The following is a 26382-nucleotide window of genomic DNA, read 5'->3' as shown; positions in this document are numbered from 1 at the left end:
CGATACTTTAAGTTTAGGCTTTATCGGGCAGGACGGCTGGTCCACCCGGTAGGGCCTATTGGTAAATTATGGAAAGGACTGGACAGATGAAAGCATTTCTGATCCTTGAAGACGGGACCGTATTCGAGGGAGTAAGCATCGGTTCGAGGAGGGAGGTTATTTCCGAGATCGTATTCAACACCTCCATGACCGGTTATCTCGAGGTGCTGACCGACCCTTCCTATGCGGGACAGGCTGTCTGCATGACCTATCCCCTGATCGGAAACTACGGCATAACGCCCGATATGGAGTCCTCTCGTCCCTGGGTGGACGGGTATATTGTTCGGGAACTGTCCAGACTGCCCAGTAACTTCCGCAGCCAGGGAAGCATCGGTGATTACCTGAAAGACAACGATATTCCGGGCATCTGCGCAATCGACACCCGAAAATTGACCCGGATTCTGCGCGACAGGGGAACCATGAACGGGATGATTACCACCGATGAGAATTACAGACTCGATGACATCCTGCCCGGGTTAAGAGCATATGAGGTCGGTGACGTCGTAAGTAAGGTGACCTGTCAGGACAAGTATGTCCTTCCCGGTGCCGGCAAGAAGGTGGCACTTATGGACTTCGGCGCCAAGAGAAACATCGCCGGATCCTTGAATGAACGAGGCTGTCAGGTGACCGTCTATCCGGCCCATACTCCGGCTGAGGAAGTCCTCGCCGATGGCCCGGACGGGATCATGCTGACGAATGGGCCCGGAGATCCCGAGACGAATGTGCAGATCATCCGGGAGGTCCGGAAGTTCTATGAGTCCGACCTGCCTGTTTTCTGCATCTGTCTCGGCCATCAGCTGATGGCCCTGGCCACGGGGGCCAAGACCTTCAAACTCAAGTACGGGCACCGCGGAGGCAACCATCCGGTCCGGGAACTCAGTACGGGAAGGGTCTACATCTCATCTCAGAATCATGGCTACGCGGTTGATCCGGACTCTGTGGATCCCTCCGTTGCAAGGGCCGCTTTTGTCAATGTCAATGACCTGACCAACGAGGGACTGACCTATGAGAATAAGAATATCTTTACGGTGCAGTTCCATCCGGAGGCCTGTCCGGGCCCTAGGGACAGTGAATTCCTGTTTGACCGTTTCATAGAGATGATGGAGGAGAAGACGAATGCCCAGAGATAGTCGTATCAAGAAAGTCCTAGTCATCGGATCCGGCCCCATCGTCATCGGCCAGGCGGCTGAGTTCGACTACGCCGGGACCCAGGCCTGCCGGTCTCTGCGCGAGGAGGGGGTCGAGGTCGTCCTGGTCAACTCCAATCCCGCGACCATCATGACCGATCAGGAGATCGCCGATCAGGTATACATCGAGCCCCTGACCGCCGAGGTCGTGGAGCAGATTATCCTGAAGGAGAGACCGGACTCTGTCCTTCCCACCCTGGGAGGACAGGCGGGACTCAATCTGGGCATGGAGCTGGCGGAGTCCGGATTCCTGGAGAAACATGGCATTCGCCTGATCGGAACGACCCCTGAGACCATATTCAAGGCGGAAGATCGTCAGGGATTTAAGGACACCATGGAGAAGATCGGTGAGCCGATCGCCTCCTCCAAGGTTGTCCATAATGTGGAGGACGGAATCGCCTTCACCAAGACCATCGGCTATCCCGTTGTCCTGCGCCCGGCCTACACCCTGGGCGGGTCCGGGGGCGGAATTGCAGCAAATGAAAATGAACTGATTGACATCCTGACCAACGGACTCCGCCTGTCCCGTGTCCATGAGGTTCTGGTCGAGCGCTATATCGGCGGCTGGAAGGAAATCGAGTATGAGGTTATGCGTGATGGGGCCGGAAATGTGATTACGGTCTGCAACATGGAGAACCTGGATCCTGTGGGTGTTCACACCGGAGACTCCATTGTCGTGGCCCCATCCCAGACCCTCTCGGACAAGGAGTATCAGATGCTCCGCAGCTCGGCCCTGCGCATCATAGATGAGATCGGCATTACCGGCGGCTGCAATGTCCAGTATGCCCTGAATCCGGATTCCTTCGAGTACTGCGTGATTGAGGTCAATCCCCGTGTGTCCCGCTCTTCCGCCCTCGCCTCCAAGGCGACCGGCTATCCCATCGCCAAGGTGACGGCCAAGATCGCTCTGGGCTATACCCTGGATGAGATCAAGAATTCCATCACGGGAAAGACCATGGCCTCTTTCGAGCCCATGCTGGACTACTGCGTGGTCAAGATTCCCCGCCTCCCCTTTGACAAATTCATCACAGCCCAGCGCAGGCTGACCACCCAGATGAAGGCCACCGGAGAGGTTATGTCCATCTGCGACAACTTCGAGGGGGCCCTGATGAAGGCCATTCGGTCCATGGAACAGCATGTCGACTCCCTCTTGAGCTATGATTTCTCGAACCGGACCGATGAGGAACTCAAGGCGGAACTGACCCTGGTGGATGACCGAAGGATCTGGCGAATCGCGGAGGCCCTCCGGCAGGGAATCCGGCCGGATACCATTCACGCAATCACCAAGGTGGATCTCTGGTTCATCGATAAGATTGCCATCCTAACGGAGATGGAAAAACGCTTAAAGAGCGACCCACTGACGCCGGACCTCCTGCGCCGGGCCAAGCGGATGGAATTCCCGGATTCCCTGATCGCCTCGCTCTGCGGCATAGAGACGAAGGAAGTAGAGAAGATGCGCTACGAGAACGGCATCCGGGCCAACTACAAGATGGTTGACACCTGTGCGGCCGAGTTCGACGCAGAGACCCCCTATTATTATTCGGTGTACTCCGAGGGAGAAAATGAGGCCAGAAAGACCCATGACAAGAAGAAGGTCCTGGTCCTCGGATCCGGCCCCATCCGGATCGGTCAGGGGATTGAATTTGACTTCTGTTCGGTTCACGCCACCTGGGCTTTCGCCAGGGAGGGCTATGAGACCATCATCGTAAACAACAACCCGGAGACCGTCTCCACGGACTTCGATGTGGCTGACAAGCTCTATTTTGAGCCCCTGACGCCGGAGGACGTGCGCAATATCGTGGATGTCGAGGAGCCTGACGGAGCTGTGGTTCAATTCGGCGGGCAGACTGCCATTAAGCTGACCCAGGCCCTGATCGAGATGGGAGTCCCCATCTGGGGAACCGAGGCCAAGGATGTAGACGCGGCTGAGGACCGGGAGCTCTTCGACGAGATCTTGCAGAAGACAGGTATTCCGAGAGCATCCGGCGGTACGGTCTATACGGCCGGAGAGGCCAAGGAGGTCGCCAACCGGATCGGCTATCCCGTTTTGGTCCGTCCCTCCTATGTTCTGGGCGGTCAGGGCATGCAGATTGCCTTCAATGATGCGGAGATCGAGGAATTTATCGGGATCATCAACCGGATTGCCCAGGATCATCCCATCCTGGTCGACAAGTATTTGCAGGGCAAGGAGATCGAGGTTGATGCCATCTGCGATGGTGAAGATATCCTGATCCCGGGGATTATGGAGCACATCGAGCGAACCGGCATTCACTCGGGAGACTCCATCTCGGTCTATCCGGCACACACGATCAGCGATTTCGTCAAAAAGAAGCTGGAGGATTATACCGGGCGGCTGGCCATGGCCCTCCACGTCAAGGGGATGATCAATATCCAGTTCATCAACATCGATGAGGATGTCTATGTGATCGAGGTGAATCCGAGGTCATCCAGAACCGTTCCCTATATATCCAAGGTGACCGGGATCCCGATTGTGGATCTGGCCACCAGGGCTATCTGCGGGGAGAAGATCCGGGATATGGGCTACAGGCCCGGTCTGCAGCCGGAGGCGGATTACGTGGCGATCAAGATGCCGGTCTTCTCCTTCGAGAAGCTGCGCGGGGCAGAGATCTCCCTCGGTCCGGAGATGAAGTCAACCGGAGAGTGCCTTGGCATTGCAAGAACCTTCAATGAGGCCCTCTATAAGGCTTTCTCAGGCGCCGGGATCTCTCTGCCCAGATATAAACAGATGATTATGACTGTCGCCGACCAGTTCAAGGAGGAGTCGGTCGAGGTCGCCAGACGCTTCACAGCTCTTGGCTATAAGATCTATTCCACCAGGGGGACCGCCAAGTATCTGCAGGAGAGAGGGATAGAGGCGCTCTGGGTCAATAAGATCTCACAGGAGTCTCCCAATGTCATGGATCTGATCCTGGGGCATAAGATCGACCTGGTTATCGACATCCCGACGGAGGGACACGGCGACAAGAACCGAGACGGATTCCTTATTCGAAGGAATGCCATCGAGACCGGCGTCTACTGTATCACTGCCATCGATACGGCCAATGCCCTGGCCTCCGCCATGGAGAACAAGTATAACGAGTTCACCCTGATCGACATCGCCAAGGTGAAGAAGCGCAATTCCGGTGCCTGAAATAATGCCTGAAATAATTAAAAAATTCTGTTGACGAGGGACAGGGACTTTGCTATATTAGTCCTTGTCGCAAGCGACAGAACAAATGGGATCTTAGCTCAGCTGGGAGAGCATCTGCCTTACAAGCAGAGGGTCATAGGTTCGAGCCCTATAGGTCCCATTTATATTTATGGCGAGATAGCTCAGCTGGCTAGAGCACGCGGTTCATACCCGCGGTGTCGAGGGTTCAAGTCCCCCTCTCGCTACTGAAAGGGAAGCCCGAAGCCACCGATCCGTCGGTAGCCTCGGGGCTTTTTTGTTCCGTCGGGCCTGCTATACTTGGGATAGGGCGAATTTCAATGTATGAATGAGGTGGAACATGCGGATTGGGACAGGATATGATGTACATCGACTTGCCCGGGGAAGAGATCTGATCATCGGCGGAGTCAGGATACCCCATCCAATGGGACTTCTGGGTCATTCGGATGCGGATGTCCTGCTCCATGCGATCATGGATGCTCTTCTGGGAGCGGCAGCTCTGGGAGACATCGGCAGGCATTTCCCTGACACCGATGACTCTTATCGGGGAGCCGACTCCCTGAGGCTTTTGGAGGAGGTCGGCAGGATGTTGGCCGAGAAGGGATATCTGGTAAATAATATAGATGCGACCGTCATTGCGCAGGAACCCAGGATGCGCCCCTATATCGGGCAGATGACAGCTAATGTGGCGTCTGCTCTCGGCATCGGCCAGGACCAGGTCAATATCAAGGCGACGACAGAGGAACATCTGGGCTTCACCGGACGACAAGAGGGGATTAGCGCCCAGGCAGTCTGCAGCATCTGCGACTTCATGGAGGGGAGCCTTGAGGCTGCCGACTCCGAGGGGGCCTGTGCCTCCTGTACACTGCAGCGCTGACGGCCCGGGGAATTGACATCGGCCCGGAATCTGCGAAAATATAGGGCGAATTCATAGGAGACCGCAATGAAGATTTACAATACTTTGACAAGACAGAAGGAAGAATTTGTGCCCATAGAGCCGGGCAAGCTGAAGATGTATGTCTGCGGGCCAACGGTCTATAACTATATTCATATCGGCAATGCCCGCCCCATGATTGTGTTTGACAGCTTCCGGCGCTATATGGAATACAAGGGCTATCAGGTGACCTATGTCTCCAATTTCACAGATGTGGATGACAAGATCATAAAGAAAGCCAATCAGGAGGGGGTAGAGGCCTCTGTCATCTCCGAGCGCTTTATCGCGGAGTGCAAGAAGGATATGGAGGCCCTAAACGTCAAGCCGGCCAGCGTTCATCCGCAGGCGACCCGGGAGATCAATGATATGATAGCCATGGTCTCCTCCTTGATCGACAAGGGATTCGCCTATCCGGTAGAGGACGGGACGGTATACTATAAGACCAAGGCCTTCCGCGCCTACGGCAAGCTCTCTCACAAGAACATCGATGACCTGGAGGGCGGTCACCGGGACATCCGGGTGGCCGGTGATCTCAAGAGGGACCCCCTGGACTTTGTCCTCTGGAAGCCCAGGAAAGAGGGTGAGCCCTGCTGGGATTCCCCTTGGTGCAAGGGCCGTCCCGGCTGGCACATTGAGTGCTCCTGCATGTCCAAGCGCTATCTGGGAGACACCATTGATATTCACGCCGGGGGGGAGGACCTGATCTTTCCCCACCATGAGAACGAGATCGCCCAGTCCGAAGCGGCCAATGGGGTGGAGTTCGCCCACTACTGGATGCACAACGGCTTCCTCAATATTGATAACCGCAAGATGTCCAAGTCTCTGGGCAATTTCTTCACGGTTCGGGAGATCTGTCAGGAGTACTCCGGCCAGGTCCTCCGCTTCTTCATGCTCTCAGCCCACTACAGGAGTCCGCTCAATTTCTCATCGGACCTGATGAAGGCGGCCAAGAGCTCTTTGGACCGCATCCTGACGGCGGGAGAGAATCTGCGCTATCTGGCAGCGAATGCCGGGACCATCGAAATGACTGCAGAAGAAGAAGAAGTTCTCGAGGGATCCCGGCTCTTCGTCAGGAAATTCGAAGAGGCCATGGACGATGACTGCAATACGGCGGATGCCTTGGCGGCCATTTTCGAGCTGGTCAAGTACATCAATTCCAACATGACCGAAGCGAGCTCCAAGGAGCTGTCAGACCAGCTCTATGACCGTCTGAATACTCTCATGGATGTCTGCGGCCTGATCTTAAAACCGGCGGAGGAGGACCTGGACGCCGAGATCGACGGCCTCATCGAGGAGAGGCAGGAGGCCCGCAGGAAGCGGGATTTCGCAAGGGCGGACCGGATCAGGGACGAGCTTCTGGCACGCGGGATTGTTCTGGAAGATACCAGAGAGGGTGTGAAATGGCACAGAGCCTGAAAGACAGTATCTATACGGCATTTGGGCTTGAGGACAAGGACCTGAGGACTTATTCTCCTCTGACCCTGGCCTATATCGGCGATGGTGTCTTTGACCTCTTGATTCGGAGCCTGGTTGTCGGCAGGGCCAATATGCCGCCAAACCGCCTGCACGGCCACACAAGCCACATCGTAAAGGCGTCCTCCCAGGCCAGGATCATGGAAGCCATTGGACCTGACCTGACGGAAGAGGAGGCGGATATTTTCCGGCGGGGGAGAAATGCCAAGTCCTATACCCATGCCAAGAATGCCTCCCTGATGGATTACCGGATCGCAACCGGCTTTGAGGCCCTGATGGGCTGGCATTACCTGCAGGGAAATATGGATCGAATCATAGAGTTGACGAAAATCGGGCTGGAAGAGACCGACTTGAGTGCACAGGAGAGAAGATGAGAGACGCAAAATCAGTCATTGAGGGGAGAAATGCGGTTTTAGAGGCCCTTCGCTCCGGAAAGTCGATTGACCGGATATTTGTCCTGGAGGGCTCCTTCAACGGGCCCATCAGGAGTATTGTGCGGGAGGCCAGGAAGAGCGACTGCCTTTTGAACTTTGTGGATAAGAGGCGGCTGGATGAGATCTCGGAGTCCGGCAAGCACCAGGGCGTCATCGCTTATATGGCAAGCTATGACTATGCGACGGTGGATGACATTCTGGCCGGAGCCAGAGAGAAGGGGGAGGATCCCTTTATCTTCGCCCTTGACAATATTGAGGATCCCCACAATCTCGGAGCCATCATTCGCACAGCCAATCTGGCCGGCGCCCACGGGGTCATTATTCCCAAGAATCGGGCCGTCGGCCTGACCGCAACCGTGGCCAAGGCCTCTGCGGGGGCCCTCAACTATACGCCTGTGGCCAAGGTCACCAATCTCGCGAGAACCATAGAGAGATTAAAGGACGAGGGACTCTGGTTCGTCTGCGCTGATATGGGCGGACCGGTTATGTATGACTTGGACTTAAGAGGACCGATCGGTCTTGTGATCGGCAATGAGGGCAAGGGAGTCGGAGACCTGGTCAAGAAGAACTGTGACCTGACTGCCTCCATTCCGATGGCCGGAGATATCGATTCGCTCAACGCCTCTGTCGCGGCCGGTGTCCTGGCCTTCGAAGTGGTTCGCCAGAGAAGGGGATAAGCGGATGCAAGAGCGCAGGGATGAGGAACTGCTGAGGATCTACCGGGAGGGAGACCCCCACGCCGGGGAAGAGCTTGTGGCCAGATACAAGGGGCTTGTGCTTAAGAACGCCAAGTCCCTCTTTCTTGTCGGAGGCGACAGGGATGACCTGATTCAGGAGGGGATGATGGGAGTTTTCTCTGCCATGCTGACGTATCGGGCAGACAGGGGGGCTTCCTTTCGAACCTTCGCGAATCTCTGTATTCGACGGCAGATGTTAAAAGCGATTGAATCTTCTTCCATGAAAAAGCATATGCCGCTCAACACAGCGCTCCTGCTGGATAACACCGGGGGAGGAGAAGGGGTCCGGGAGACGGACCTGCCCGAGGGACTGAACCCCCTGCTCAGAGATCCCCTGCAGATTCTCCTGGACGATGAGGCGGTGGAGCGGCTTTTAATCAAGATACGTAGTCGGCTCTCCTCCATGGAGGAACAGGTTCTGAGCTTCCATCTGGAGGGACTTGATTATCTTCAGATCGCAGACCGGATGGGGAGAGAGCCTAAGTCTATCGACAATGCCCTGCAGAGAATCCGGGCTAAGGTCCGCAGAGAAATTGATGAAAATTCCTAAGAGCCCGCCTGCATCCTGCGGTGCGGTCTCATAGGCTAGCAGTTGTTAGGAGACAGAATGTCAGAAGCCAGGACGGTGATCGTCGGCATGTCGGGGGGCGTGGACTCCTCGGTCGCCGCTTATCTGCTGAAAGAAGAGGGATATCGGGTGATCGGGGTCACTATGCAGCTCTATGGAGAGAAAGCGGAGCCCCCCTCTAAAGACCATGCCCCCTCTTGTGCCTCGGCAGTTGAGGATGCCAGGCAGGCGGCCGGGACCATTGGGATTCCTCACTATGTCATGGACTTTCAGGCCGCGTTTCGGGACAAGGTGATTTGCTACTTCACAGAGGAATACCTGCGGGGTCGAACACCCAATCCCTGTATTGCCTGCAATCGCTATGTCAAATGGGAGGCCCTTCTGGCCCGCGGAAGGGAGTTGGGGGCAGACTACATAGCGACCGGCCATTACGCCCGGGTGGAGGAGCTTGCGGACGGCCGCTACGCGATCAAAAACTCCGTGACGGCGGACAAGGACCAGACCTATGCCCTCTATCAGCTGACCCAGGACCAGTTGGCTAAGACCCTGATGCCGATCGGGGCTTATGACAAGCCGACCGTCCGGGAAATTGCCAAGAGGGCGGGACTTTTGGCGGCTGACAGAGCTGATTCCGAGGATATCTGTTTCATTCCGGATCATGATTACGCCTCTTTTTTGGACCGGGAGGCCCGGGGACGGGTCCCCGGCCCCGGGAACTTTGTTCTGGAAGACGGGACCGTCATTGGCAGGCACAGGGGAATCAGCCATTACACGATCGGGCAGCGCAAGGGCCTTGGCATCTCCTGGGACCATCCCCTATTTGTCAAGGAGATTCGACCGGATCAAAACGAGGTCGTTCTGACAGGGGGAGACGGAGTCTTCACGGACTGCCTGACCTTTGACAGGGTCAATTACATGGCAAAAGACCGGTTCTTGCCTGGGGAGGAATACCGGGCCAAGATCCGCTATTCGGATCCCGGCTGCCGCTGCCGCATTGACAGGATTGAGGGAGATCGGGTCCGACTGGTCTTCTCACAGAAGGTCCGGGCGGTGACACCCGGTCAGGCAGTGGTTCTGTATGAGGGGGACTATGTGGCCGGCGGAGGGATTATTTTGAGATAAGTCGGCAGGATACCGGATATTTGTGACAAATCTCAGATTTTGTATAGAGACATGCGGGCTCCGACCCAATATAATCGACAGCAAAGAACAGAAGATCAGAAGAGACGAATCCCAGGAGGAAGACATGGCTTCAATCATCAATAATCTCTCGCACGCGGCGGAAAGACAGGCTTTCGCCCTTATGCTGGATGCCTTTTGGAATAATTTGAGCAAGAAGGAAGACCGGACGCAGACCTATCTCAAGCTGGTGGACACAGCGGAGAAGTTCTGGAAAGATTCCAATCCCGAGACCATGAACAAGATCCGCGCCTACTTGAGCAATCCGGAAAACCGGTGGGTGAAATTCTTAAACCGGGTCATTGATGAGACCAATCCGCACTATGCCAAGAAGATGCTCCTAAATCTAGGCTATGAGGCCTTCTTCCGCGGGACCAAGACCATTCGGGCCAACCGGGAGAAGTATCACTGCAATATTCCCTGGCTCATTCTCTTTGATCCGACGGACGCCTGCAATATGCACTGCGTCGGCTGCTGGTCCGGGACCTATGGGCATAAGCACAATCTCTCATTTGAAGATATGGACAAGATTGTAAGCCAGGGCAAGGAGTTAGGAACCTATCTCTATATGATGACCGGCGGCGAGCCCATGGTTCGCAAGAACGACATCTTCAAGCTGGCCGAGAAGCACAACGACTGCTTCTTCGGGATATATTCCAACTCGACCTTGATCGACGAGGATGTCTGCAAGAAGGTACAGGACCTGGGCAACATCACCTTCATGCTCTCCATCGAGGGAACGCCGGATACCAATGACGCCCGGCGGGGCATGGGCCACTATGATGCGGTAATGAAGGCCATGGACCTGCTCAAGGAGTACGGGATTGTCTACGGGACCTCCATCTGCTACACCAGGCAGAACATCGAGGCCGTCACCGACGACAAGTTCATCGACTTTATTGCGGAGAAGGGGGCCAGGTTCGGCTTCTATTTCCACTATATGCCGGTGGGGCAGAATGCGGTCACAGACCTGCTTCCGACAGTGGAGCAGAGAAAGGCTATGATCAGCAAGATCCGGTCCATTCGCGGACCGGAATCCAACGCCCAGTTCTTCCCCATGGATTTCCAGAATGACGGGGAGTATGTCGGCGGCTGTATCGCCGGCGGACGCAACTACTTCCACATCAACGCCAACGGTGATGCGGAGCCCTGTGTCTTCATTCACTTCTCGGACAGCAACATCCATGACAAGAGCATCCTGGAGATGCTGCAGGGGAAATTGTTTACAGCCTACCATGAGGGACAGCCCTTCAACCGCAACCACCTCCGTCCCTGCCCCATGCTAGAGAACCCGGACCAGTTAAGAGCTATGGTCCGCACCAGCGGGGCGCATCAGACCAATGCCGAGGCGCCGGAATCCGCGGAAGAGCTCTGCGCCAAGTGCGACCCCTACGCCGAGGAGTGGAAGGCCACAGCCGATCAAGTCTGGGCCAGCCAGACCCACAAGAAACCCTCTTACGAGAACTACACCAGGGAGAAGAGGGAGAATCCCAACCTGGCCGGATTCGAACACGCGGACGGCTCTAAGAAGGTGACCCTGTCCGTCCGGTAAATTCGCCGACAGGGCTTAATGGATCCAAAAATCATATCAGAATATAAGAGACCCCGATGATCGGACGCTGAAAAAGCGGTCATCGGGGTCTCTTCTCGGACGGGATCTTCTGAATCAAATCTTCTTAAGAGCAAATCTTCTTAAGAGCAAATCTTCTTAAGAGCAAATCTTCTATGGGAACAAATCTTCTATGGGAGTAAATCTTTTATGGGAGCAAATCTTTTATGGGAGCAAATCTTTTGTGGGAGTATATCTTCTTAAAGAGAGAGCAAATCTACTGTGAGAGGCCGGGAAGACCTAGAGGTCAAGGACTCTCGCCCTGCGCCCCTCGAAGACCAGATAGGAGTCAAAGCCCGCCCTCTTAAGGAGGTCTGCGGCGGAGGAGAAGTGGTCTGCCTCTTCCGGGGGATAGTCCGGAGGGATCTCCTCAAAGCCGATTGCCACATGCTCGGGGCTGTGAGCGTCAGCGCCCAGTGTAATCCGGCGACCGCCCAGTTCATGATAGCGTCTTAGAACAAGAAGGTCGGGATTAGGATCCAGCCGGCCCTTGCGGTAGGCACCGGTATTGAGTTCCAGGGCGATGCCTCGCCGGATCAGCTCTCTTAAGATGGCGTCGATCTCTTCCATATAGCCGGCATTTGTATAGACTGTGCTCACGCAGGCAGAGCCGGATTGAGGCGGGAAAGTCCGGTCGGGAAGGGGAGGAAGATAGCGGAGAATATAGTCGAGATGGCCCAGAGAGTCGAAATCCGGGAAGGCCAGGATGTTCTCATAAATCATCCGGTAGTAGCGGCGCAGGCCGGCCTCCAGACCGAATTTCTCGAAGAAGAGGGGGTAATAGGGGTCATAGCCATCCACCACATGGGTGGAGCCGATCACATAGTCGAAGGGATAGCGGTGGACCAGCCGCCTGTGGCGGTCGGCAAGATGGGGCTGAAGTCCCAGCTCAATTCCGAAGTAAATGTGAAAATCACCGGCATTGTACTTGTCCTGCATCCTTTGGACAGCAGCGGCATAGGAATCCAGGTCCAGATCAAAGAGACCCGGAGTCTCGCGGTAGTCCCAGTCCAGGTGGTCGGTGAAGCAGATGCCGGACAGGCCCTTAGCCCTCGCTGAGAGGACCATCTGCTCCATGGGAGCCTGCGAATCCCCGGAAAAACTTGTGTGCATGTGACAGTCATAGAGAATCCCCGGATTCATTTTCTGAAACCTCCTCGGCAAGAGTGTGGCAGTGACAACCCTTATCATATCGCATACTCATGGATTTCGCATGGGAAACAAGCTTGAATAGGAACCGGATGTATATGTTAAGAAATTAACAAAGTCATGAGACAGACTTGAAATAGGCCGTAGCATTGGGTACAATAATAGCCGATTACAAACTATGTTTGTACAGCATAAGTTTCTACATTAGGAGGAGACAAAATGGCAGTAAGAGTAGCAATTAATGGATTTGGCCGTATCGGTCGTCTCGCGTTCAGACAGATGTTCCAGGCTGAGGGCTTTGATATCGTTGCAATCAACGACCTGACCTCTCCCGAGATGCTCGCATACCTCTTGAAGTACGATTCCTCACAGGGTCGTTACGCCAAGGCAGAGACCGTGACCAACTCCGATCACTCCATCACTGTAGACGGCCATGAGATCGAGATCTACAAGGAGGCTGACGCCCACAATCTTCCCTGGGGCAAGCTTGATGTAGACGTTGTTCTCGAGTGCACCGGTTTCTACACCTCTAAGGATAAGGCACAGGCTCACATTGATGCCGGCGCCAAGAAGGTTGTTATCTCTGCTCCCGCAGGAAGCGACTTGAAGACCATTGTCTACAACACCAACCATGAGACGCTGACCGCAGATGATCACATCATCTCAGCGGCATCCTGCACCACCAACTGCCTGGCTCCCATGGCCAAGGCTCTGAACGAGCTGGCTGCAATCCAGTCCGGTATCATGGTCACCATCCACGCTTATACCGGTGATCAGATGATCTTAGACGGCCCCCAGCGCAAGGGTAACTTCCGCCGCTCTCGTGCCGCCGCAGTGAATATTGTTCCCAACTCCACCGGTGCTGCCAAGGCAATCGGCCTGGTTGTTCCCGAGCTGAACGGCAAGCTCATCGGGTCTGCCCAGCGTGTACCCGTTCCGACCGGCTCCACCACGATCCTCACCGCTGTTGTCAAGGGCAAGGTCAGCGTTGATGAGATCAATGCCAAGATGAAGTCTGCAGCAACGGAGTCCTTCGGCTACAATGAGGACCAGATCGTATCCAGCGATATTGTGGGCATGACCTACGGTTCTCTCTTCGATGCTACGCAGACCTCTGTTGTAGCTATGGAGGACGGCAATTCCGAGGTACAGGTTGTCTCCTGGTATGACAATGAGAACTCCTTCACCTCAAATATGTGCAGAACGATCAAGTACTTCGCTAAGTTCCTGAACAAGTAATTCATACTTAGACCTTATGGGGGTCCGGCTTTGGGCCGGGTCCCTTTTTTCAACTCGGAGGGAATCAAAATGGGTTTAAACAAGAAGACAATTGACGATATTTCCGTCAAGGGCAAGAGAGTCCTGGTTCGCTGTGATTTCAATGTCCCCATGAAGGGGACGGAGATCACCGACATCAACCGGCTGGTTGCTGCCCTCCCCACGATCAAGAAGCTGATCGCTGACGGCGGCAAGGTGATCCTCTGCTCTCACCTGGGCAAGGTGAAGACAGAAGAGGATAAGAAGACCAAGAGCCTGGCTCCTGTCGCAAAGAAGCTGGCGGAGCTCCTGGGACAGACCGTGACCTTTGCTGCGGATCCGGAAGTGGTAGGCCCCAACGCCCGCGCGGCGGTTTCCGCAATGAAGGACGGAGATGTGATTCTCCTTGAGAACACCAGATTCCGCCCGGAGGAGACCAAGAACGGAGAGGCTTTCTCCAGGGATCTGGCTTCTCTTGCAGACGTCTTTGTCAATGACGCCTTCGGCACCGCCCACAGGGCTCACTGCTCCAATGTCGGCGTCACCGATTTTGTCAAGGGAGACTGCGTGGTAGGCTACCTGATGCAGAAGGAGATTGATTTCCTGGGCAATGCGGTCGAGAACCCGGTCCGCCCCTTTGTCGCTATCCTGGGCGGAGCCAAGGTCGCCGACAAGCTCAATGTAATCAGCAATCTTCTGGACAAGTGCGACACCCTGATCATCGGCGGCGGAATGGCCTATACCTTCCTCAAGGCCCAGGGGAAGGAGATCGGGATCTCCATGCTCGATGAGTCTAAGATCGACTACTGCAGAGAGATGATGGAGAAGGCTGAGAAGATGGGCAAGAAGCTCCTTCTTCCCCTGGACGCGAATACCATCGCGGCCTTCCCTGACCCCATTGATGCGCCGATTGAGACCCTTCTCGTTGACGCGGATGCCATGCCTGCAGACCGCGAGGGGGCGGATATCGGTCCCAAGACCCAGGAGCTCTATGCCAAGACCATTGCAGAGGCTAAGACGGTCGTCTGGAACGGACCGATGGGAATCTTCGAGAACCCCATCCTTGCGGCAGGCACGCTCGCAGTGGCACAGGCTATGGCTGATTCAGACGCGACCACGATCATCGGCGGCGGGGACTCCGCAGCTGCAGTGAACCAGATGGGACTGGGCGACAAGATGAGCCACATTTCCACCGGCGGCGGGGCCTCTCTCGAATTCCTCGAGGGCAAGGAGCTTCCCGGTGTTGCTGCTGCAGATGACAAGGACTGAGACAAGAAAGGGTGTTTCGTATGAGCAGACGTAAGATTATTGCCGGAAACTGGAAGATGAACCAGACTCCCAGCCAGGCGCTTGAGTTGGTTGAGACCTTAAAGCCCCTGGTGGCAAACGAGGATGTGGATGTCGTTTACTGTGTTCCGGCCATTGATATTGTTCCGGTGGTCAATGCGGTCAAGGGAACAAATGTCAAGGTCGGCGCCGAGAATATGTATATCGAGGAGAAGGGAGCCTACACCGGTGAGATCGCTCCCGCCATGCTGACCGATGCGGGTGTGGACTACGTGATCATCGGTCACTCTGAGAGAAGAGAGTACTTCGGAGAGGATGACGCCTTCCTCAACAAGAAGGTGCTCAAGGCACTGGAGCACGGTCTTACCCCCATTCTCTGCTGCGGCGAGAGCTTAGAGCAGAGAGAATCCGACGTGACACTCGACTGGATCCGCCTGCAGATCAAGTCTGACCTGCAGGGCGTGAGCGCTGAGCAGGCATCTACCATGGTCATCGCCTATGAGCCCATCTGGGCGATCGGTACCGGCAGGACGGCGACGAGCGATCAGGCGGAAGAAGTCTGCGCCGCAATTCGCAAGACCATCGCGGAGATCTACGACGCAGATACTGCAGAGAAGATTCGCATCCAGTACGGCGGTTCCATGAAGGCCGCCAACTGCAAGGAATTGCTTGCCAAGCCCAATATCGACGGCGGTCTGATCGGAGGAGCTTCTCTGACGGAGGAGTTCGCCGCGATTGTAAACTACAACAAGTAATCGGTCGGAATCGGACGGATCAAGAATCGAAGCCGCACAGGGAGGGGATCTCCGTGCGGCTTCTTTGTGCTATAATGGGTCGGGTTATATCTTTAGACTCTGCGAAAGAAAGAGGTTTGAGATGGCAAAGAGACCAATTGTACTGATGATTATGGATGGATTCGGGATCACGGACAAGACCGAGGGAAATGCGGTGAAGATGGCGAATACACCTGTGCTTGATGATCTGATGGCCAAGTGTCCCTATCAGCTGGGCTACGCCTCCGGGCTCGCCGTAGGTCTTCCGGACGGACAGATGGGCAATTCCGAGGTCGGTCATATGAATATGGGGGCCGGCCGCATCGTCTACCAGGAGCTGACCAGGATCTCCAAGGCCATTGCCGATGGTGATTTTTTCAAGAATGAGGAACTTCTGAAGGCCTTCGACAATGCCAGGGTCAATGGGGGAGCCGTCCATCTCTTCGGACTTCTCTCCACCGGCGGAGTCCACTCACATATCGAGCATTTGATTGGCCTGCTTGAGATGGCAAAGAGAGAGGAAGTTGACAAGGTCTATGTACACGCCTTCTTGGATGGCCGTGATACGCCGCCCACCTCAGCTCTGGGCTTCGTCAAGGAGCTGGAGGAGGAGATGGCCAGGATCGGAGTCGGCCGCATCGCCTCTCTGTCCGGCCGCTACTATGCCATGGACCGGGATAATCGCTGGGATCGTGTAGAGAAGGCCTACCGCATCCTGGTAGCTGCCGACGGCAACCGGGCCAAGTCTGCCTCCGAGGCCCTCAAGGCCTCTTATGCGGCTGACGTCAACGATGAGTTCGTTGTACCAACGGCCATCATTCCGGACGGGCAGGAGCCGGCGACGGTCAAGGACGGCGACTCCGTGATCTTCTTCAACTTCCGTCCCGACCGAGCCCGCGAGATGACCCGGGTCTTCTGCTCGGATGATTTTGACGGATTTGACCGGGGGAACCGGGTCAAGACCACCTTTGTCACCTTTACGGACTACGATGAGACCATCCCCAACAAGCTGGTCGCCTTTAAGAAGGAGACGATTGACAATACCTTCGGCCAGTACCTGGCCGATCACAAGATGACCCAGGCCAGGATCGCAGAGACCGAGAAGTACGCCCACGTCACCTTCTTCTTTAACGGCGGTGTGGAGGAGCCCAATGAGGGAGAGGATCGAATCCTGGTCAAGAGCCCCAAGGTCGCGACCTATGACCTGCAGCCGGAGATGTCCGCCCCTGAAGTCTGCGACAAGCTCTGCGCAGCGATTACATCGGGCAAGTACGACGCGATCATTATCAACTTCGCCAATCCGGACATGGTCGGCCATACCGGGGTTATTCCTGCGGCCATCAAGGCAGTTGAGACGGTTGACACCTGCGTCGGCAAGGCGGTCGAGGCGGTTAAGTCGGTGGACGGAATCATGTTCATCTGTGCCGACCACGGCAACTGTGAGAAGATGATCGACTACGACACCAAGCAGCCCCATACGGCGCACACCACCAACCCGGTTCCCTTTATCCTGGTGAACGCGGATCCCTCCTATGATCTGCAGGAGGGAGGCAAGCTCTGCGATATCATCCCCACCCTGATCGACCTGATGGGAATGGAGCAGCCGGCTGAGATGACAGGACATTCTCTCCTGGTGCGCAGGTAATTGCCGTCGAATCGGCGGAACAGCATTGTAATCGGGGCACGGATTCCAAGCCGAATCCGTGTCCTTTTGCCTGAGACAGGACAGGTTCTTATCGGACCTATTATGATTTCTAATATAAGGATATTGATTGATCAATGTCCTCCGGGGACTGCTATAATAGCCGCGTACTCAGTTCATTAAGAAGAGAAAAATGCAGCGCAAGGAGGCGGCAATGAGCGACTTAAAGCCCATCATGGAAGGGAAGGTTCGCGAGGTATATGACAATGGGGACAGTATTATCATGTACGCCACCGATCGGATCTCGGCCTTTGACGTGATCTTGAAGAACAAGATCACCGGCAAGGGGGCAGTTCTGACCCAGATGTCCAAGTTCTGGTTTGATTACAGCTCCGATATAGTGGGAAACCACATGTTATCCACCGATCCGTCGGATATGCCGGAGTTCTTCCAGAGACCGGAGTACGCCGGCCGTCTGATGAAGTGCAGGAAATTGACCATGCTCCCGATCGAGTGCATTGTCCGCGGCTACATCACCGGGTCTGGATGGGCCTCATACCAGGAGAACGGCAGGGTCTGCGGGATCCGGCTTCCCGAGGGACTCAGAGAGTCGGATCGGTTGGAGGAGCCCATCTACACCCCCTCGACAAAGGCGGAATACGGACTGCACGATGAGAATATCCCCTATGAGAGGTCCGTCGAGATTCTGGAGGGACTCTACCCGGGCAGGGGAGCAGACTACGCCGGGCAGATCAGGGATTACACCCTGGCCCTCTACAAGAAGTGCGCTGACTATGCCCTGACCAGGGGGATTATTATTGCCGACACCAAGTTCGAGTTCGGTCTGGATGAGCAGGGACAGGTCCTTCTGGCCGATGAGATGCTGACACCGGATTCATCCCGCTTCTGGCCTTTGGAGGGCTACAAGCCCGGTCAGAGTCAGCCCTCTTTCGACAAGCAGTATGTCAGAGACTGGCTTCGGGCCAATCCCGAGAGCGATTACCTCCTGCCGGACGACATCATCGCAAAGACCATTGACAAGTATCTTGAGGCCTACGAGCTCTTGACGGGGGCTCCGCTTCGTATATAATTTCCTATAAATTCGTTCATAGATGGGGTTTCGGACGGGATCCCATCTTTTCTTTATTTGATCGAGGACAAATGCTTGATAGAGAGTAAATCAGACCTGACATATGACGATAAGTCCATCCATGACGAGTGCGGTGTCATCGGAATGTATGACTTTGACCACGGGGATGTGGCCAGCTCCATTTACTATGGGCTCTTCGCCCTCCAGCACAGGGGGCAGGAGTCCTGCGGTATTGCCGTCTCAGATACCCGGGGACCCAAGGGAAACATGCTCTCCCATAAGGGGATGGGGCTTGTCAATGAGGTCTTTGACAATGAAAAGCTGGCCGATCTCCGGGGAGATATCGGGGTGGGTCACGCCAGATATTCCACGGCGGGAGAGTCCACCCATGCCAACGCCCAGCCCCTGGTCCTGAACTATATCAAGGGCACCCTGGCCCTGGCCCATAACGGCAACCTGGTCAACGCCAATGAATTAAGATCCAGGCTCTCCGAGACGGGAGCTATCTTCCAGACCACCATCGACACGGAGACCATCGCCTATCTGATCGCCAGACATCGGATCCACTCCGCCTCAGTCGAAGAGGCGGTCTCCAAGACGATTGACGACCTGAAGGGAGCTTACTCCCTGGTCATTGCAAGCCCGAGAAAGCTGATTGCCGCCAGAGACCCCTTTGGCTTCAAGCCCCTTTGCATCGGAAGGAGAGACAAGACCTATGTGGTCTCCTCGGAGTCCTGCGCCCTGGACACCATCGGGGCAGACTACATCCGCGATGTCCTGCCGGGGGAGATTGTCACCATCAGTCCGGAGGGCGGCATCCAATCGGACACCAGCCACTGCCTCCCCGAGGACAGGGCAGGCAGATGCATCTTCGAGTACATTTATTTCTCCCGGCCCGACTCTATGATTGACGGCATGTCAGTCTATGAGGCGAGAATCCGTGCAGGCCGCTATCTGGCCCAGGATTCTCCCGTAGAGGCGGACCTGGTGGTCGGGGTCCCGGAGTCCGGCAATGCGGCGGCCATGGGCTACGCCGTGGAGTCAGGCATTCCTTACGGGACGGCCTTTTACAAGAATTCCTATGTGGGAAGGACCTTTATCAAACCCAAGCAGAACGCCAGAGAGTCCTCGGTCCGCGTCAAGCTGAATCCCATCCGGTCGGTTGTGAAGGACAAGCGAATCATCATGATCGACGATTCCATTGTCCGGGGAACGACGTCCGGGCAGATCGTCTCAATGCTCAAGGAGGCCGGGGCCAAAGAGGTGCACGTCCGCATTTCCTCGCCTGCCTTTCGCTATCCCTGTTATTTCGGGATTGATGTGCCGGCCAGAGACCAGCTGATCGCCTATCAGAGAAGTGAAGAGGACATCAGAGAACTTTTGGGAGCCGATTCCCTGGCCTATCTCAAGCTGGACCGCCTGAGTCAGCTGGTGGATGGCCTTAGTATATGCAGGGGTTGTTTCACCGGCACCTATCCGGTGGACCCGCCCAAGGAGGATATCCGGGGCAAGTTCGACGCCTAGGGTCTCAAGGAGAACCGCCAAACCAGGATAAAGGAGATACAGATACAGAGTCGGCCCTGTGGAGGGCCTTGCAGAGGAAGGAGATCCGATGAGCACAGATCGATATGAGAGCCCCCTGTCCCAGCGCTACGCCAGCAAGGAGATGCAGTACATCTTCTCCCAGGACATGAAATTCTCTACCTGGAGGCGGCTCTGGATTGCTCTGGCAGAGACAGAGATGGAACTTGGTCTGTCCCGGCAGGGAAAAGCAGTGATCAGCCGGGAGATGATTGATGAATTAAAGAGCCATGTCACAGACATCAACTATGAGGTCGCAAGAGAGCGCGAGAAGCTGGTCCGCCATGATGTCATGAGTCATGTCTACGCATACGGACAGCAGTGCCCCAAGGCGGCCGGAATCATCCATCTGGGGGCGACTTCCTGCTATGTCGGGGACAACACCGATATCATTATCATGCGCGATGCCCTGACTCTGATCCGCAAGAAACTGCTCAATGTCATCGCCGAGCTGGCGCATTTTGCCGATCGTTATAAGGACCTTCCGACCCTGTCCTTCACCCATTTCCAGCCTGCCCAGCCCACGACCGTGGGCAAGAGGGCGACGCTCTGGATCAATGAGTTCGTGATGGACTTAGAAGACCTGGATTATGTTCTGTCCGGCCTCAAGCTCCTGGGCTCCAAGGGCACCACCGGAACCCAGGCCTCTTTCCTGGAGCTCTTTGACGGCGATCAGGAGACAATCGACAAGATCGATCCCATGATTGCCCGGAAGATGGGCTTTTCATCCTGCTATCCGGTGTCCGGACAGACCTATTCCCGCAAGGTTGACACCAGGGTTTTGAATATTCTGGCGGGAATTGCTGCGTCCGCGACCAAGATGACCAATGACATCCGCATGCTGCAGCACATGAAGGAGGTCGAGGAACCCTTCGAGAAGAACCAGATCGGGTCATCCGCCATGGCCTATAAGAGAAATCCCATGCGGTCCGAGCGCATCGCCTCCCTGTCCCGCTATATCATTGCCGATGCGCTCAATCCGGCAATGACTTCTGCGACCCAGTGGTTTGAGAGAACGCTTGATGATTCCGCCAATAAGCGCCTGTCCATTCCGGAGGGCTTTCTTGCCTGCGATGGGGTCCTGGACCTCTGCATCAATGTCGTGGACGGACTGGTCGTCTATCCCAAGGTGATCGAGAAGCACCTGCGGGCAGAACTTCCCTTCATGGCGACGGAGAACATCATGATGGATGCGGTCAAGAGGGGGGGAGACCGTCAGGCCCTCCACGAGCGGATCCGTCAGCTGTCCATGGAGGCCGGAAGGAAGGTCAAGACCGAGGGCAAGGACAACGATCTGCTGGAACGGATCGCAGCTGACAAGGAGACCTTCGGCATGGATCTGGCTGACCTGGAGAACCACATGGAGGGAATTCGCTATGTGGGACGGGCGCCCCGCCAGGTGGATGTATATCTTTCCGATGTGATTCAACCGCTCCTGGACGCGAACGCAGACCTTCTCGGCCTGACCGCCGAGATTCAGGTCTAACGCAATTCTCTGATGAAATTCTTCTCTTGGTCTGACAACAACAAAATTCTTCAAGAAAAAACCGGGCCATTTTGAGAAGAGATGTTAAAATCGGTAAATCAATCTCATCCGGGATTGTCTATAATAGAGGACGCCGACAAGCGACGCGCTTGTCCGGGCGCAGGAGAAAGGACGGTAATTATGAAGTTTCAATCAGCATATCTGCAGGGTATCTATGACGGTCTTGTCGAGAGAAACGGACAAGAGGCAGAATTCCTCGAGGCGGCGGGAGAGGTCCTAAGCTCCCTGGAGCCGGTGGTCGCAGCCAATCCTAGGCTGGAAGAAGAGGGCGTGATTGAGCGCCTGGTTGAGCCGGAGCGGGTGATCATGTTCCGTGTTCCCTGGGTGGATGATGCTGGAAAGGTCCGGGTGAACCGGGGCTACCGGGTGCAATTCAACTCGGCCATCGGACCCTACAAGGGGGGCTTGCGTCTTCATCCCTCCGTCAACCTGTCCATCATCAAATTTCTGGGCTTTGAGCAGATCTTCAAGAATGCCTTGACGACGCTTCCGATCGGAGGAGGCAAGGGCGGATCCGACTTTGACCCCAAGGGGAAGTCTGACCGCGAGATCATGCGCTTCTGCCAGTCATTTATGACGGAATTACAAAGACACATCGGACCGGATACCGATGTTCCTGCCGGAGACATCGGCGTTGGAGCCCGTGAGATCGGCTACCTCTACGGCCAGTACAAGAGACTGCGCAATGAGTTCACCGGAGTTCTGACCGGCAAGGGTCTAAGCTACGGCGGCTCACTGGCCCGCACCGAGGCGACCGGTTACGGCCTCTGCTATTATAGCCAGGAGATGCTCTCCGTCATGAAACAGGACTCGCTCAAGGGGAAGACCCTTGTCATCTCCGGGTCAGGCAATGTCGCAATCTATGCGGCGCAGAAGGCGATGGAGCTCGGAGCCAAGGTAGTGACCATGTCCGACTCCAACGGATATGTCTATGATCCCGATGGAATCAAGCTCGATGTCGTCAAGCAGATCAAGGAAGTTGAGCGCGGACGCATCCGGGAATATGCCAAGAGGGTTCCGTCTGCCGAGTATCATGAGGGATGCTCCGGCGTCTGGACCGTCAAGTGCGATGTGGCCTTCCCCTGTGCCACCCAGAATGAACTGTCTGAGGAGTCCGCTAAAGCCCTGATCGCCAACGGAGTTATGGCAGTCGCTGAGGGAGCCAATATGCCCTGCCTTCCCGGAGCGGTTGAGGCCTTCCGGAAGACGGGTGTCCTCTTCGGGCCCGCCAAAGCGGCAAATGCGGGCGGCGTCGCTACGTCTGCCCTGGAAATGTCCCAGAATTCCGAGCGCCTGCACTGGACCTTCGAGGAGACGGATCGGAAGCTGCATGAAATTATGATCCGGATCTTTCACGCCTCTTATGATGCGGCAAAGAAATACGGTATGGATGGGAATCTGGTCGCCGGGGCCAACATAGCCGGTTTCGAGAAGGTGGCCGAGGCCATGCTTGCGCAGGGAATCGCCTATTGATTTCCTCTTTCGCCCTGCGAGGGAGAAGGGGAGCAAGTCAGAGATTCTTTTTGACAGGCTCCTCTTTTCTATGCTATATTAATTTCTGTTGTGTACAGAGCAATATCAGATGACCGCTTGCATAGGAGTATTTTCAGATGACTGCAGTTCTTAAAATCGTTCTGACAGTGATTTTCGTCATTGTCTGTATTGTATTGAATATTGTAATTCTGAGCCAGGAAGGCAAGGACGCCGGACTTGGATCCCTGAGCGGACAGATGTCCAACACGGACTCTTACTGGAGCAAGAACAAGGGTCGGTCTCGCGAGGGCGTCCTCATCAAGCTGACGACCTTTCTGGTGGTCTTATATTTCATTGTTTCCGCAGTCTTGAACATGGGAATATTCAATTAAGAGAAGCGGATACATATCTGTGGCTGTAAATACGGGCCGATCATCATATATCGCATAGGCAGCTTTTGTGCGGCCGCGTAGTATGATGGTCGGCTCTCCTTATTTGGAGATAGACCATGTCGCTTGTCGGCGTGCGGATGATAGGAGAGATGCGTGACATATCGAGCAGGAAGCGGGGAGAAACGAAGAGAAACAAGAGGATCTGAGGGCAGGAGAGGCCAATGGCAAGAGGAAGAATTGAGCCGGATCCGGCATAAGCTATTTTCCTTTATCTGTGATGACGTCTATGTTCCCATGAAGGCCAAAGAACTGGAGCATCTTTTGGATGTTCCTTCAGACAAGAAGGAGATCTTCGAGCAGGCCCTGGAGGATCTTGTGGCCATGAAAAAGCTTGAGATCAATGGGCATGGGAGGTATCGCAAGTCTACGGCGGGACCGATCGAGGGAACATTTACGGCCAACGCCAAGGGCTTCGGCTTCGTCACGGTTGAGGGACAGGATGAGGACTATTTTGTGCCCAGAGACTATATCGGCGGTGCCTTCCACGGAGACCTTGTTCGGATTTCCATCGTAAAGCGCGGCGATGACCAGGGACATCGGGCGGAGGCAAAGGTCACGAAGGTCTTGAACCGGGGGATCAAGAGCCTGGTCGGGACCTTTGAACTGAGTCGGAAGGGGACCTTCGGTTTCGTAGAGCCGGATCTGAAGAAAATTCCCGGGGATATCTTTATTCCTTCCTCCAAGACCAGGGGGGCGATCACGGGAGACAAGGTCCTGATCGACATTGTAGATTACGGGACCAAGGGCAAGGGACCGGAGGGTGTTGTCGCGGAGATTATCGGTCACAAGGGAGACAAGGGGGTGGATGTCCTGTCCGCCCTGCGCTCCTATGATATACCCATAGACTTCCCTGAACCTGTGACAGAGGAGGCCGACCGTGTCGCGTGCCCCATCCCGGAGGGAGAGATTGCAAGAAGACGCGACCTTCGGGGGATTCCCATGGTGACCATTGACGGGGAGACTTCCAAGGACCTGGATGATGCCGTCAGTCTCGCAAGAGAGGGAGACGGATACCGGCTTGGGGTTCATATCGCAGATGTCTCCCACTATGTGAGAGAGGGGACAGCCCTGGACAAGGAGGCCTTTCGGCGGGGAACCTCCATCTACGTGGTGGACCGGGTGGTACCCATGCTGCCTGCGGCCTTGTCCAACGGCATGTGTTCTCTCAATGCGGGGGAAGATCGGCTGGCGCTCTCCTGTCTCATGAAGATCAATTCTCTGGGACAGGTCGTCGACTATGAGATTGTCGAGTCGGTCGTTCATATTGATCGAAGGATGACCTATACCGATGTACAGGCCGTTCTCGACGGGGATGGCGGGGCCTGCAGCAGATACTCTGATTTCGTGGATAGCTTCCGCCTCATGCTTGAACTGTCCGAGAAGATCCGGGCGATCCGGACGGCCAGGGGGGCCATTGACTTCGACTTCCCGGAGACAGATATTATTCTGGATGAGAGAGGGAGAGCGGTCGATCTGAGACAGCATCCCAGAAACCAGGCGACCATGCTGATCGAGGACTTCATGCTCTCGGCCAATGAGTCTGTGGCCAGGGAGTTCGCCCGGCGCAAGGTCCCCTTCCTCTATCGGACACATGACAAGCCGGATGCGGAGCGCCTCCGCAATCTTGCGACCTACCTGGGCGCCCTTGGCTATGTCATGCACTCGGATCCTGACCGGATTCGTCCGATTGAGATTCAAAACATTATGTCGCAGATCGCCGGCAAAGCGGAAGAGAGGGCCATTTCAACCATTGTCCTCCGATCGATGCAACAGGCCAAGTACACAACCGACTGTATCGGCCACTTCGGACTTGCGGCCAAGTTCTACTGCCATTTCACATCCCCGATCCGCCGTTATCCGGACCTCATGATTCATCGGATCATCAAGGAAGTGATCACAGGTCAATTCTCAGATGACCGGGCGGCCCACTATGAGGACCTGATGCCTACCGTTGCCGTCGAGACTTCCAGGCTTGAGCGGCGGGCAGTTGAGATCGAGCGGGATATCGACCGGATGAAGAAGGTTGAGTACATGGAGGGCCATGTGGGAGAGACTTATGAGGGAATCATCTCCGGAGTCACCGGCTGGGGACTCTATGTAGAGCTTCCAAATTCCGTTGAGGGATTGATTCCGGTCGCTACTCTGACTGATGACTACTATGAGTTCTCCGAAGACAGCTATGAGCTGATCGGGGAGCGCTTCAACAGGCACTTCAAACTGGGACAGGCGGTCAGAGTGCTGGTGTCCTCTGTCAGCGCCAAGGCATCAACCATAGATTTTGAACTGCTCGGGTGAGGTGAGTTATGGCAGATACAAGTTATACCCATTTGATTGCCAGCAACAAGAAGGCCCGGCACGACTACTTTCTGGATGAGTTCTATGAGGCAGGCATCGAGCTTGCGGGGACAGAGGTCAAGTCTCTTCGCACGGGCAAGTGCTCGATCAAGGAGGCCTGGGTTCGGATCCAAAACGGTGAGGTCTTCCTCTATCAGATGCACATCTCTCCCTATGAGAAGGGAAATATCTTCAACAGAGATCCCCTTCGGCCCAGGAAGCTTCTCCTTCACAAGACGGAGATCCGCAAGCTGGAGCAGAAGATGAAGCTGAAGGGCTACACCATTGTCCCCGTCCGGGTCTACTTCAAGAAGAGCCGGGCCAAGGTGGAGATCGCCCTGGCCCGGGGCAAGAAGCTCTATGACAAGCGGGCAGATATGGCAAAGAAAGACCAGGAGCGTCAGGTCCAGAGGGAATTCAAGATCCGCAATCTGTCCTAAGGGTCAGTGAAGGATGGTCAGTGAAGGAT

21 protein-coding genes and 2 tRNA genes are annotated in these 26382 nt (G+C 55.4%); 22 read left to right on the top strand and 1 reads right to left on the bottom strand.

What is annotated here, in order from left to right:
- The first annotated feature begins 86 nt into the window (after positions 1-86).
- The 11 genes from ACO5R6_RS05345 to ACO5R6_RS05295 all read left to right on the top strand — a co-directional run bounded on the left by ACO5R6_RS05345 (position 87) and on the right by ACO5R6_RS05295 (position 11272).
- Positions 87-1169, top strand: a complete 1083-nt coding sequence (locus tag ACO5R6_RS05345; protein WP_485626157.1) for a carbamoyl phosphate synthase small subunit — start codon at positions 87-89, stop codon at positions 1167-1169.
- Positions 1156-4377 (top strand): carbamoyl-phosphate synthase large subunit, encoded by a 3222-nt coding sequence (gene carB / locus ACO5R6_RS05340; protein WP_485626156.1) that lies wholly within the window; start codon positions 1156-1158, stop codon positions 4375-4377. Before ACO5R6_RS05345 ends, carB begins: the two co-directional genes overlap by 14 nt.
- A gap of 87 nt (positions 4378-4464) precedes the next feature.
- Positions 4465-4537: transfer RNA gene (locus ACO5R6_RS05335), tRNA-Val, on the top strand.
- 11 nt (positions 4538-4548) lie between these two features.
- Positions 4549-4622: transfer RNA gene (locus tag ACO5R6_RS05330), tRNA-Met, on the top strand.
- Positions 4623-4735: 113 nt separating this feature from the next.
- Entirely contained in the window at positions 4736-5272 is a 537-nt protein-coding gene (gene ispF / locus ACO5R6_RS05325; protein ID WP_485626155.1) for a 2-C-methyl-D-erythritol 2,4-cyclodiphosphate synthase, read from the top strand.
- Positions 5273-5338: 66 nt separating this feature from the next.
- A complete protein-coding gene (gene cysS, locus ACO5R6_RS05320; RefSeq protein ID WP_485626154.1) occupies positions 5339-6745 on the top strand; it encodes a cysteine--tRNA ligase in 1407 nt (468 codons plus the stop codon).
- Positions 6730-7176, top strand: a complete 447-nt coding sequence (locus tag ACO5R6_RS05315; RefSeq protein ID WP_485626153.1) for a Mini-ribonuclease 3 — start codon at positions 6730-6732, stop codon at positions 7174-7176. Before cysS ends, ACO5R6_RS05315 begins: the two co-directional genes overlap by 16 nt.
- Positions 7173-7913, top strand: a complete 741-nt coding sequence (gene rlmB, locus ACO5R6_RS05310) for a 23S rRNA (guanosine(2251)-2'-O)-methyltransferase RlmB (protein WP_485626152.1) — start codon at positions 7173-7175, stop codon at positions 7911-7913. The genes ACO5R6_RS05315 and rlmB overlap by 4 nt, the downstream gene beginning before the upstream one ends.
- 4 nt (positions 7914-7917) lie before the next feature.
- Positions 7918-8523: a sigma-70 family RNA polymerase sigma factor gene (locus tag ACO5R6_RS05305; protein ID WP_485626151.1), complete on the top strand. Its 606-nt coding sequence runs from the start codon at positions 7918-7920 to the stop codon at positions 8521-8523.
- 57 nt (positions 8524-8580) lie between these two features.
- Positions 8581-9663 (top strand): tRNA 2-thiouridine(34) synthase MnmA, encoded by a 1083-nt coding sequence (gene mnmA / locus ACO5R6_RS05300; RefSeq protein ID WP_485626150.1) that lies wholly within the window; start codon positions 8581-8583, stop codon positions 9661-9663.
- Positions 9664-9787: 124 nt separating this feature from the next.
- Positions 9788-11272: a radical SAM/SPASM domain-containing protein gene (locus ACO5R6_RS05295; RefSeq protein ID WP_485626149.1), complete on the top strand. Its 1485-nt coding sequence runs from the start codon at positions 9788-9790 to the stop codon at positions 11270-11272.
- A 297-nt stretch (positions 11273-11569) separates the two neighbouring features.
- On the opposite strand, the gene ACO5R6_RS05290 is transcribed toward ACO5R6_RS05295, so the two are convergent.
- Complete coding sequence (locus ACO5R6_RS05290) at positions 11570-12472, bottom strand: histidinol-phosphatase HisJ family protein (RefSeq protein WP_485626148.1); 903 nt, start codon at positions 12470-12472, stop codon at positions 11570-11572.
- A gap of 225 nt (positions 12473-12697) precedes the next feature.
- Between ACO5R6_RS05290 and gap the strand changes: the two genes are divergently transcribed.
- The 11 genes from gap to smpB all read left to right on the top strand — a co-directional run bounded on the left by gap (position 12698) and on the right by smpB (position 26353).
- On the top strand, positions 12698-13717 hold the full coding sequence (gene gap, locus ACO5R6_RS05285; protein WP_485626147.1) for a type I glyceraldehyde-3-phosphate dehydrogenase: 1020 nt from the start codon (positions 12698-12700) through the stop codon (positions 13715-13717).
- Positions 13718-13786: 69 nt separating this feature from the next.
- Positions 13787-15004 (top strand): phosphoglycerate kinase, encoded by a 1218-nt coding sequence (locus ACO5R6_RS05280; RefSeq protein ID WP_485626146.1) that lies wholly within the window; start codon positions 13787-13789, stop codon positions 15002-15004.
- Between the two features lie 20 nt (positions 15005-15024).
- Complete coding sequence (tpiA, locus tag ACO5R6_RS05275) at positions 15025-15777, top strand: triose-phosphate isomerase (protein WP_485626145.1); 753 nt, start codon at positions 15025-15027, stop codon at positions 15775-15777.
- A 121-nt stretch (positions 15778-15898) separates the two neighbouring features.
- Positions 15899-17440, top strand: coding sequence for a 2,3-bisphosphoglycerate-independent phosphoglycerate mutase (gpmI, locus tag ACO5R6_RS05270; protein ID WP_485626144.1), 1542 nt, complete (start codon positions 15899-15901; stop codon positions 17438-17440).
- A 190-nt stretch (positions 17441-17630) separates the two neighbouring features.
- Positions 17631-18527: a phosphoribosylaminoimidazolesuccinocarboxamide synthase gene (locus tag ACO5R6_RS05265; protein ID WP_485626143.1), complete on the top strand. Its 897-nt coding sequence runs from the start codon at positions 17631-17633 to the stop codon at positions 18525-18527.
- A gap of 75 nt (positions 18528-18602) precedes the next feature.
- Entirely contained in the window at positions 18603-20051 is a 1449-nt protein-coding gene (gene purF / locus ACO5R6_RS05260) for an amidophosphoribosyltransferase (protein WP_485626142.1), read from the top strand.
- An 88-nt stretch (positions 20052-20139) separates the two neighbouring features.
- Complete coding sequence (gene purB, locus ACO5R6_RS05255; protein WP_485626141.1) at positions 20140-21594, top strand: adenylosuccinate lyase; 1455 nt, start codon at positions 20140-20142, stop codon at positions 21592-21594.
- 180 nt (positions 21595-21774) lie between these two features.
- Positions 21775-23127: an NADP-specific glutamate dehydrogenase gene (gene gdhA / locus ACO5R6_RS05250; protein WP_485626140.1), complete on the top strand. Its 1353-nt coding sequence runs from the start codon at positions 21775-21777 to the stop codon at positions 23125-23127.
- 137 nt (positions 23128-23264) lie between these two features.
- Positions 23265-23519 (top strand): preprotein translocase subunit SecG, encoded by a 255-nt coding sequence (secG, locus tag ACO5R6_RS05245; protein ID WP_485626139.1) that lies wholly within the window; start codon positions 23265-23267, stop codon positions 23517-23519.
- Between the two features lie 237 nt (positions 23520-23756).
- Positions 23757-25874: a ribonuclease R gene (gene rnr, locus ACO5R6_RS05240; protein ID WP_485626165.1), complete on the top strand. Its 2118-nt coding sequence runs from the start codon at positions 23757-23759 to the stop codon at positions 25872-25874.
- Between the two features lie 8 nt (positions 25875-25882).
- A complete protein-coding gene (smpB, locus tag ACO5R6_RS05235) occupies positions 25883-26353 on the top strand; it encodes an SsrA-binding protein SmpB (RefSeq protein WP_485626138.1) in 471 nt (156 codons plus the stop codon).
- Positions 26354-26382 lie beyond the last annotated feature (29 nt).

This window comes from Shuttleworthella sp., from assembly GCF_057251025.1.
The sequence above is the reverse complement of the archived record's forward strand: the minus strand, read 5'-3'. Positions and strand labels throughout refer to the sequence as shown.

What these genes read in the sequence shown, in the direction of transcription:
- gap (WP_485626147.1), top strand. Translation starts at nt 12,698, where the DNA reads ATGGCAGTAAGAGTAGCAATTAATGGATTTGGCCGTATCGGTCGTCTC.
- gpmI (WP_485626144.1), top strand. Translation starts at nt 15,899, where the DNA reads ATGGCAAAGAGACCAATTGTACTGATGATTATGGATGGATTCGGGATC.
- ispF (WP_485626155.1), top strand. Translation starts at nt 4,736, where the DNA reads ATGCGGATTGGGACAGGATATGATGTACATCGACTTGCCCGGGGAAGA.
- cysS (WP_485626154.1), top strand. Translation starts at nt 5,339, where the DNA reads ATGAAGATTTACAATACTTTGACAAGACAGAAGGAAGAATTTGTGCCC.
- tpiA (WP_485626145.1), top strand. Translation starts at nt 15,025, where the DNA reads ATGAGCAGACGTAAGATTATTGCCGGAAACTGGAAGATGAACCAGACT.
- carB (WP_485626156.1), top strand. Translation starts at nt 1,156, where the DNA reads ATGCCCAGAGATAGTCGTATCAAGAAAGTCCTAGTCATCGGATCCGGC.
- ACO5R6_RS05280 (WP_485626146.1), top strand. Translation starts at nt 13,787, where the DNA reads ATGGGTTTAAACAAGAAGACAATTGACGATATTTCCGTCAAGGGCAAG.
- gdhA (WP_485626140.1), top strand. Translation starts at nt 21,775, where the DNA reads ATGAAGTTTCAATCAGCATATCTGCAGGGTATCTATGACGGTCTTGTC.
- mnmA (WP_485626150.1), top strand. Translation starts at nt 8,581, where the DNA reads ATGTCAGAAGCCAGGACGGTGATCGTCGGCATGTCGGGGGGCGTGGAC.
- purB (WP_485626141.1), top strand. Translation starts at nt 20,140, where the DNA reads ATGAGCACAGATCGATATGAGAGCCCCCTGTCCCAGCGCTACGCCAGC.
- ACO5R6_RS05265 (WP_485626143.1), top strand. Translation starts at nt 17,631, where the DNA reads ATGCAGCGCAAGGAGGCGGCAATGAGCGACTTAAAGCCCATCATGGAA.
- ACO5R6_RS05290 (WP_485626148.1), bottom strand. Translation starts at nt 12,472, where the DNA reads ATGAATCCGGGGATTCTCTATGACTGTCACATGCACACAAGTTTTTCC.
- ACO5R6_RS05345 (WP_485626157.1), top strand. Translation starts at nt 87, where the DNA reads ATGAAAGCATTTCTGATCCTTGAAGACGGGACCGTATTCGAGGGAGTA.
- smpB (WP_485626138.1), top strand. Translation starts at nt 25,883, where the DNA reads ATGGCAGATACAAGTTATACCCATTTGATTGCCAGCAACAAGAAGGCC.
- ACO5R6_RS05305 (WP_485626151.1), top strand. Translation starts at nt 7,918, where the DNA reads ATGCAAGAGCGCAGGGATGAGGAACTGCTGAGGATCTACCGGGAGGGA.
- secG (WP_485626139.1), top strand. Translation starts at nt 23,265, where the DNA reads ATGACTGCAGTTCTTAAAATCGTTCTGACAGTGATTTTCGTCATTGTC.
- ACO5R6_RS05315 (WP_485626153.1), top strand. Translation starts at nt 6,730, where the DNA reads ATGGCACAGAGCCTGAAAGACAGTATCTATACGGCATTTGGGCTTGAG.
- ACO5R6_RS05295 (WP_485626149.1), top strand. Translation starts at nt 9,788, where the DNA reads ATGGCTTCAATCATCAATAATCTCTCGCACGCGGCGGAAAGACAGGCT.
- rlmB (WP_485626152.1), top strand. Translation starts at nt 7,173, where the DNA reads ATGAGAGACGCAAAATCAGTCATTGAGGGGAGAAATGCGGTTTTAGAG.